An 8,172-nucleotide genomic window follows, 5' to 3' on the forward strand; every position below is an offset into this window, starting at 1 on the left:
GACCATTTTGCTGTGCCGCTACAGGCGGCATATTTACGGGGCCTCCGGAAACGGGGCTGCGGGGGATTTATGCCTGATAATCAGGGGAGAGTCATACCCTCCTGGCCCGAGCTGGTGGAAAAACACGCCCGGCTCACTCCCAACGCGACCGCCGTCGTCGACGGTGCACAGGAATTGTCGTATCGGGAATTGATGACCGCCGCACGCGGGCTGGCGCAGCGGCTGGGGGAACTGGGCGTCGCGCCGGGCAGCCCGGTGGCCGTCGCCGTCGGGTACGGAACGCTGCTGCCGACGGCGGTGCTCGGGGTGTACGGCGCAGGGGGCACCGTCCTGCTCATGGACGCCGCCCTGCCGAGGCCGCAGCTGGCGGCCCGGCTGGCCGGGGCTGCCGCGACGGTCGTCGTCACCGACAAGGAGACCGCCCCCCTGCTGGCCGAGGCCGCCGCCGGGCTGGGCGACGCGGCGCCGGTCCTGATGGAATGGACGCCCGCTTCGCACACCGAGCCGTGGCAGCCCGCCTCGCCCGACGCGTTGCCTCGGCCGCTCCCCCGCGACCCGGCCTACCTCGTCTTCACCTCCGGCTCGACCGGAACGCCGAACGCGGTCGTGGTCTCACACGGCGCGTTCGCCGCGATGACCGCCGCGCACGGTGAGGTGCTTTTCGGTGACGTCGCCGCCGGCTGTCGCCGTTTCTCCCTGAACAACCCGGCCTCGGCCGACGCCGTCTACGCGGACCTGGCCGCCCTGGCTCACGGCCGGACCCTGGTCGTCGCCCGGCCCCGGGTCCGGCGCAACCCCGAGGCCCTGGCCGAGTGGATCACCGTCGCGGACGTGGAGGTCCTGGACGCCACGCCCACCCAGATCACCGCGCTGGTGACGGCTGGCCACGTCGCTGCGCTGGAGCGGCTGAGTGTACTGATCCTGGGCGGTGAGGCGGTGCCCGCCGCCCTGTGGTCCAGGCTGCGCGAGCTGCGCGGCACCCGGGTCCTCAATCTCTACGGCCCGTCCGAGTGCACGGTCGACGTCACCTGGGCGGAGCTGTCGGCGTGCGGCGACGAGCCGGTCATCGGGCGTCCGCTGCCGGGGAACACCGTGCGGATTCTCGGCCCGGACCTGCGTGAAACACCGGCCGGTACGACCGGGCAGATCGCCGTGTCGGGACCGCAGTTGGCCGATGCCTACCTCGGCAACGAGGCCCTGACGAACGAGCGATTCGTCCGTGTGGAGGGCGAGCGGACCTACCTCACCGGCGACAGCGGCCACGTCGACTCGGACGGGGTCATCCACTGTGTGGGCCGGCTCGACGGCCAGGTGCAGATCGACGGTTTCCGAGTGGAGCTGGGGGAGGTGGAGGCGGCCGTCGGCCGTGCCCCGTACGTGAACCAGTGCTGCGCCTTCGCGGTGACGGAGCCCGACGGCTCGACCACGCTGCATGCCGCGGTGGTGCTGGACCCGGCCGCGGACGCCGTCGGGTCGCCGGCCACCATCACGCGCGAGCTCGCCGACACGCTGGCGCGTCACATGCGCCCGCGGCTGCATGTGCGGGCGAGTCTGCCGCTCGCCGCGACAGGCAAGACGGACGCCCGGGCCGTGCGGGACGAGATCCTCGCCGAGCGCGAACGGGCCGCCGAGGGCTCCTCCGACTCGGCCGGCCCGTCCCCGGAGACGGTGCGGGACGCGGTCGCCCGGTTCTGGCGCGAGCTGCTCGGCGTGGATTCGGTGGCTCCCGACGACGACTTCTTCGCGATCGGGGGCAACTCCCTGCGGGCCGTGAAGTTCGTGCTGCGCGTACGCCGTGAGCTGGGTGTCGAGATGGCGATGACCCAGTTCTTCGGCGCTCCCACGCTGCGTCGGTGCAGTGAACGCATCGACGCCCTGCGGGAGGCTGCGGGTTCCGATGGCTGACCCCGGCCGCGATGACACGGTCTGGATGGATGCCGCTGCCTGGAAGGACGTCAGTGCCTGGGAGGGGGTGCGGCCGGGAATTGGGGGGCCGGTGCCGGTGGCCGTCGGCGGTGACGTCGCACCCGGAACCCTGTTGGCGGCCTATCGCCTGGGGGTCTTCTGCCAGCCGACACAGGACGCCGAACAGGCGTGGCTGAACCGGGAGATCTACGAGCCCGATGTGACGAGTGGCGCCATCCCCGTCCTGCCCGGACCAAACGGTGCCGACCCCTACGAGGTGCTGTGGTGGGCGCCCGCCCAGCGCGCGCTCCTACCGGTGGACGGGTTCCGGCTCGGTCGCCACGGTGCCAAGTACCACCGGCGGTACCCGGAACTCACGAGCACTGTCGACAGCGCCTTCGACGAAGTGGTCGAGCGGTGCCGTAAGGACCGCGAGCCGGTGTGGCTGACTGATCCACTGGTGGCCGGTCTGCGGAAACTGCACGACGCCGGGGCGGTGCACAGCCTGGAGATCCGGCGTGACGGCGCGCTCGTCGCCGGTCTGTTCGGGTACGCCCTCCCGCGCGTCTTCGTTGTCGACTCGGCCTTCCAGTCCGAGGACCAGGGACTCAAAGCGCTCTATCTCGACCTCACCCTGCGTTCCCGCGCCGCCGGAATCGAATTCATCGACCTTCAGATCGACGCCGAACACAAACGCAGGATGGGCGCGAGGATTTTCGACCGTGAATTCTACCTCGGGCTCCTCGGAGACGTTCGGGGTACTTTCGCGGCCGAGCCGCGCACACTGTCGCAGAACCTCATCGAGTATCTTGCGAATGAGGCAAATGCGACGTGATGAGCTGCACCACGGAGTTCATTTCATCCGCCACGAAGAAATGCCCACCCGAGAAGAAGCGGGCGGCGAATCCGGCAGTCGCCACGTCCGCCCAGGAATGCACGGCATCAAGGTGCACGCTCAGGTCGGACGCTCCGCCGAGCGCGGTGACCGGACAATCCACCGGAGTCACCTCACGCGGGCCGTACGTCTCCGAGATGCGGAAATCCGAGCGCAGTCCGGGAAGGATGATCTCGCGCAGGTCCTGGCTTTCCAGGATCGCGTCATCCATTCCACCGAGGGCGTGCACGGCCGCCCAGAATTCGTCGTCGTCGCGGGTCCACACCGTGCCGGCCCGGACGGTGTGCGGCGCCGCGCTGCCGGACACGAAGACATGAGCGGGCGGTCGGCCCGCGGAAACTGTCCGCAGCGCGACCTCGTACGCCACCAGGGCGCCGAGGCTGTGCCCGAACAGCACGAACGGCAGGTCGGGACGGTCGTCCAGGGCCTGAACCGCAGCGTCGGCCAGCTGCTCGACATCCGCGGCGGGCTGCTCGGTGATGCGCTCGATACCGCCGGGATAACGCGCCACGACCAGTTCGACATGGTCCGGTATCAACGCGCGCCACGGCCGGTAGAAGGAGGTACTTCCTCCGGCGTGCGGAAAGCAGACCAGCCGCACCCGGGGCTCGACCGGACCATGCACGACACAAAGCCGACGGTCCGTGTCGACCGCACCTGTAGGTCGCATTTTGCACTCCCTTTCAATTCCGCTTTCCCGCCAGTACGGCCTGGCCGGCAAACCCCGCCCAGCCACTGACGGGGTCCATACAACCATGCGGCCCGATTTGCTTGCCACCTCCATCTTCCGCAGCGTCTGAAGGGATCATTCCGTGCGGGCAGCACCAGACCATCCTCTTGCCGTCCCTCTGTCGCCCACCCAGAGCGACTCCAGCACTGCCTTTCCCGTCGTTCTCTGCCCGCATGCGGTGAGCGGCAGCGCGTCCGTGTACGGACTTCTCGCAGCCAAATGGCGGGATGCGTTCACCGTCATAGCCCTGCAATCTGCGGGTCTGACGGAGGGAGCGGCTCCGCATGAATCCGTCGAGGAAATGGCCGAGGCGTATCTGGCGGGCCTGAAAGCCGAGTCGCTGCCCGAGTCCGTTTGCCTGTTCGGCTGGTCCATGGGCGGAGTCGTCGCCTACGAGATGGCCCGGCGTCTGACCCTGCGCGGACACCGCGTCCGGCTCGTCATGGCGGACAGTGAGTTCCCGGAGCCCTTCGCCTCCCGGCCCTCGGAGAGCGAGTGTCTGGAGTGGTTCGCCGAGGACACACTCGGGTCGCTCGGCATGAGCCTCGGCTCCTGGCCGCCGGGCCTGTCGATGGACGCCTCTCTCACTCTTCTGCTCCAGCGGCTGGGCCTCGCCGAGGGCACGCCGCCGCAGGGCCTGCTGGACGACTTCCGGCGCCGTTTCGTCGTCTTCCGGCAGAACCTGCTCGCAGCCACCAGCTATCGCCCGGCCCCACTGGACGCGGACGTCCTGATGATCCGCGCCGCCGACGACGCGCTGTCGCTGACCCGCTGGCGGGAGGTCGTGCGCGGATCCCTCACCGACCGGGTCGTGCCCGGTGACCACTACGGCATGATGGCCGCGGGCACGGTCGACACGGTCGCCGACCTGGCCCGGGCGCATCTCACCGGGGGGTCCCCGGCGCCCCGCACCGAGCGGCCGGCCGACGGGCCGACGTCCGCCCCTCCCCTCTCCGGTACCTTGCGGGACGCCAGGACTTCCGCTGCCACGAGCGCCGCCGCCGACGCCGCCTTCCTTGAACTGCAGACGCCTGTCGGACTCGCCGACCCGTACCCCTGCTACGACCGGCTGCGCACCAAGGCACCGGTGTACCGCACCTCCTACGGGCAGGTGCTCGTCACCGGGTACACCGCGGCGGGGCAGGCACTGCGGTCCGGTGATCTCGCGGTCGAGGACGCGGGGTGGATGGATGTGCACGACCCGCAGTGGCGCTCCAGCCCCACCAACGTGGTGATGGGCGAGTCTCTGCTGCACCGCAATCCGCCGGATCACACCCGGCTGCGCCGGCTGGTGAACGGCGCGTTCGTTCAGCGCCGTGTCCAGGCACTCGGCAACCGGATCGAGGAGCTGGTCACGGCGCGGCTCGACGAGCTGGCCGAGCGCGGGGCGTCAGGCGCGACCGTGGATCTGCACGAGGTCCTCGCGTACCCGCTGCCGGTGGCGGTCATCGGGGAGATGCTCGGGGTGCCGCCTGCCGACTGGGAGTGGCTGCGCTGGTCGACCGCCGCAGTCTCCGTGGTCTTCGACATCTTCACCTCCGACGACGACTACAAGCGCTCCGACGAGGCGATCAACACGCTCACTCCGTACTTCGAGGCGCTGGTCGAGGAACGGCGCAAGGCACCTCGGAACGACATGATCTCGGCGCTGCTCGCCTCGCACGACGGCACGGGCACCCTGTCCGGCGACGAACTCCTACAGATCATCCTGCTGTTGTTCATCGCGGGCTTCGAGACGACGGTCAACCTGCTGACCAACGGCGTGGTCGAACTGCTGCGCCGTCCGGACCAGTTGGCGCTGCTGCGCGCCGACCCCGACCTGGTGGGCGCCGCCGTCGAGGAGACGCTGCGTTTCCAGTCCCCCGTGCAGGCCACCATCCGGCACGCCGTGCGAGACACCGAGCTCGGTGGGATACCCGTCGACCAGGGCACGCCGGTGGTGGTGTTCATGGGCGCGGCCAACCGCGATCCCGGACACTTCGAGACGCCCGACCGGTTCCGTGTCGACCGGGTGGGACCGAAGAACATGACGTTCGGCGGGGGCATCCACTACTGCCTGGGCGCGTCGCTGGCGCGTCTGGAGGCCTCGATCGTCTTCCGCTCGTTGTTCAGCCGCTTCCCCCGCCTGTCCTTGGCCGGTGAGCCCGAGCTCCGGCCGATCTTCAACCTCCGCGGTTACTCGACCCTGCCCGTCACGATCGGCTGACGGACCGGAAGGACGCGTCCGACGCATGCGCAAGAAATCCGTACTCTCCTCCACCGGCTTCTTCCGGATCTGGGCGGCCGAGTCGATCTCGCTGACCGGTGCTCAGATCACCACGTTCGCCCTGCCGCTGGTGGCGGCCATCAACCTCGACGCCTCGCCCTGGGAGATGAGTCTCCTGGTCGCCGCGGCGGGCGTCTCCAGTCTCACGTTCGGCTTGTCCGCCGGTGTGTTCGCGGACAAGTACGAGCGCACCGGGCTGATGCACATCGCCAACCTGGCCCGCCTCGCGGTGCTGCTCACCGTGCCGCTGCTGTACTGGGCGGACGCTCTGAGCGTGTGGCTGCTTGCGCTGGTGACGTATCTGATCAGCGCGCTCACCCTGCTCTTCGAGAGCGCCATGACGCCCTATGTCCCCCGGCTGGTGGGCCGGGACAAAGTGGGGCCCGCCAACTCGTGGCTGGAGGCCAGCGAGGCGGTCGGCGACGTGGGCGGGCCCGGTCTGGCGGGTGTGCTCGTGCAGACCCTGGGCGCCCCGATCGCGGTGCTGATCGACGCGGTCAGCTACGTCGTCAGCAGCGCGGCCCTGCTGGGCCTGCCCAAGGCGCATCCGCGGGACAACGGGGGCGCGGACAGCGCCGACGAGACGCATCTGGCCGCCATCCGCAGCGGGCTGCGGCTGCTGCGCCGGGACCGCTACCAGTGGCCGATCGCCGTCACCTCGGTGTTCTTCAACTTCTTCTGCTCGATGTTCATGGCGACGTACATGCTGTACGCGCTGCGCGTGGTGGGGTTCAGCCCCGCGCTGCTCGGTGTGATGACCATGCTGGGCGGGGTCGCCGGGCTGACGGCCGCGGCGGTCAACCAGCGGATCATCAACCGGTTCGGGATCGGCCCGACGGTGATCCTGGGGTACGTGCTGCCCGGAATCACCGCGCTGCCGGTCGGCTTCGTGCACCTCTTCGACCTGCCGGTGACGCTGACGCTGATCGGGATCTCGCAGTTCTCGTGGGTGTTCGGCATCGTCGTGATGCACATCTGCGTCGCCACTATGCGCCAGACGATGATTCCCGAGCATCTTCAGGGGCGGATCATCTCGTCGGCCAGGTTCATGGGCTGGGGCGTGGAGCCGATCGGTGCGCTGGTCGGCGGCGCGCTGGCGACGGTGTCCGCTGTCGGCCTGTCGGGGACCATCGTCGTCTCGACGGTGGGCCTGCTGCTGGCCGGTCTGTGGCCGCTCTTCTCGCCGGTGCGGACACTGCGCACGGTGGAGGCCGAGGCGGACGCCCCGGCGGACGAGAAGCCCACGGAGCCGGCGGGCGCCTGAGCGACGAGGGTCCGAAACGCCGGCGGCCCGCGCCCCCTCCAGGAGGGCGCGGGCCGCCGACGTTTCGGACCGGCCGGATGCTCTACGGTGCCGACGCTCCCGTGCCCAGTCCGAAGAAGTCGTCCGCCGCCACGGCGAGCCCGAGGCGGCCCGCCTCGTGGTGGATGAACCGGGCCAGCGCCAGGTCCAGGACGCCGAGGCCGAACGGCGAGAAGATCCGCGGGCGCGTCGGGTCCGGCGCGATCCGGCCCTCGATCAGGTCCGACACAGTCCCGGCGACGAAGTCCCGGCCTCCTGTGGCCTGTTCGGCCAGGTGCGGGGAGGTGTTGGCCTTCATGCAGTGCTCGACGTCGTCCAGCACGTTCTGGGCGGCGAGGATCACGGGCACGGCGAGGTCGCGCAGCGAGACGTTGAGGACGGTCTGGTCCGGCGTCAGCAGCCCGGGATCCGCCAGCCAGGGCTCGGCGGCGGTGGTGGCAAGGACGACCAGACCCGCGCCGCGGACGGCGTCCTCGGCCGAAGTGGTCACAGCCTCGGCATTCACCCCGAGAGCGCCCAGCTCGTCGCGGAACGCCTCGGCGCGGGCGGGGACCAGGTCGTGGACGCGGAAGCGCCCCGGCCTCCAGCCGGACTGCCTCAGATACTCCACGACCTGCCGGGCGATCGGGCCGGAACCGATGACGGCCACCGCGTCGGGTGCCGTGTCGGAGTGCAGCAGCCGGGCGGCGAGCGCGGCCGAGGCGGCGGTCCGGTTGGCGCTGATCGCGGATCCCTCGATGCAGGCGAGCGGGAACCCGGTGGCCATGTCGTTGAGGATCACGACGGCGGACGCGCGGGGCAGCCCGCCGTGCTCGTGGTTGCCGGGGAAGCTGGCGATCCACTTGATGCCCGCGACTTCGTCCTCGTCCGCGATACGGGCCGGCAGGGCGATGATGCGCGCGTCGGGCCGCTCGGGGAAGCGCAGGAAGTAGCTGTCCGGGTTGGTGGTACGCCCGTCGCCGTGCAGCCGGTACGTCTGCGCGACGAGCTCCATGACGTCCTCGTGGCGGCCGTGCAGCACCCGCGCCACCGCGTGGGCGCCGATCAGCTGGAACTCTGGTGCCTTCAAGGGT

At 70.1% G+C, this 8,172-nt stretch carries 6 protein-coding genes; 4 read left to right on the forward strand and 2 right to left on the reverse strand.

Annotated features, from left to right (window positions below; all coding sequences use genetic code 11):
* Window positions 1-69: 69 nt before the first annotated feature.
* Window positions 70-1,905, forward strand: coding sequence for a non-ribosomal peptide synthetase (locus OG254_RS09905; protein WP_405579590.1), 1,836 nt, complete (start codon window positions 70-72; stop codon window positions 1,903-1,905).
* Complete coding sequence (locus tag OG254_RS09910) at window positions 1,898-2,740, forward strand: leucyl/phenylalanyl-tRNA--protein transferase (RefSeq protein WP_405579593.1); 843 nt, start codon at window positions 1,898-1,900, stop codon at window positions 2,738-2,740. Before OG254_RS09905 ends, OG254_RS09910 begins: the two co-directional genes overlap by 8 nt.
* Here OG254_RS09910 and OG254_RS09915 read toward each other — a convergent pair.
* Entirely contained in the window at window positions 2,703-3,584 is an 882-nt protein-coding gene (locus OG254_RS09915; protein WP_405579595.1) for a thioesterase II family protein, read from the reverse strand. The two genes, OG254_RS09910 and OG254_RS09915, sit on opposite strands and share 38 nt — an antisense overlap.
* 28 nt (window positions 3,585-3,612) lie before the next feature.
* Here OG254_RS09915 and OG254_RS09920 point away from each other — a divergent pair, with 28 nt between their 5' ends.
* Window positions 3,613-5,736, forward strand: coding sequence for a cytochrome P450 (locus tag OG254_RS09920; protein WP_405579598.1), 2,124 nt, complete (start codon window positions 3,613-3,615; stop codon window positions 5,734-5,736).
* 25 nt (window positions 5,737-5,761) lie between these two features.
* Window positions 5,762-7,060, forward strand: coding sequence for an MFS transporter (locus tag OG254_RS09925; protein ID WP_405579601.1), 1,299 nt, complete (start codon window positions 5,762-5,764; stop codon window positions 7,058-7,060).
* A gap of 82 nt (window positions 7,061-7,142) precedes the next feature.
* Here the strand turns inward: OG254_RS09925 and sbnB are convergent, their stop codons facing one another.
* Window positions 7,143-8,168: a 2,3-diaminopropionate biosynthesis protein SbnB gene (sbnB, locus tag OG254_RS09930; RefSeq protein ID WP_405579604.1), complete on the reverse strand. Its 1,026-nt coding sequence runs from the start codon at window positions 8,166-8,168 to the stop codon at window positions 7,143-7,145.
* Window positions 8,169-8,172 lie beyond the last annotated feature (4 nt).

It is taken from the genome of Streptomyces sp. NBC_01092 (assembly GCF_045039535.1).
Classification (GTDB): Bacteria; Actinomycetota; Actinomycetes; order Streptomycetales; family Streptomycetaceae; genus Streptomyces.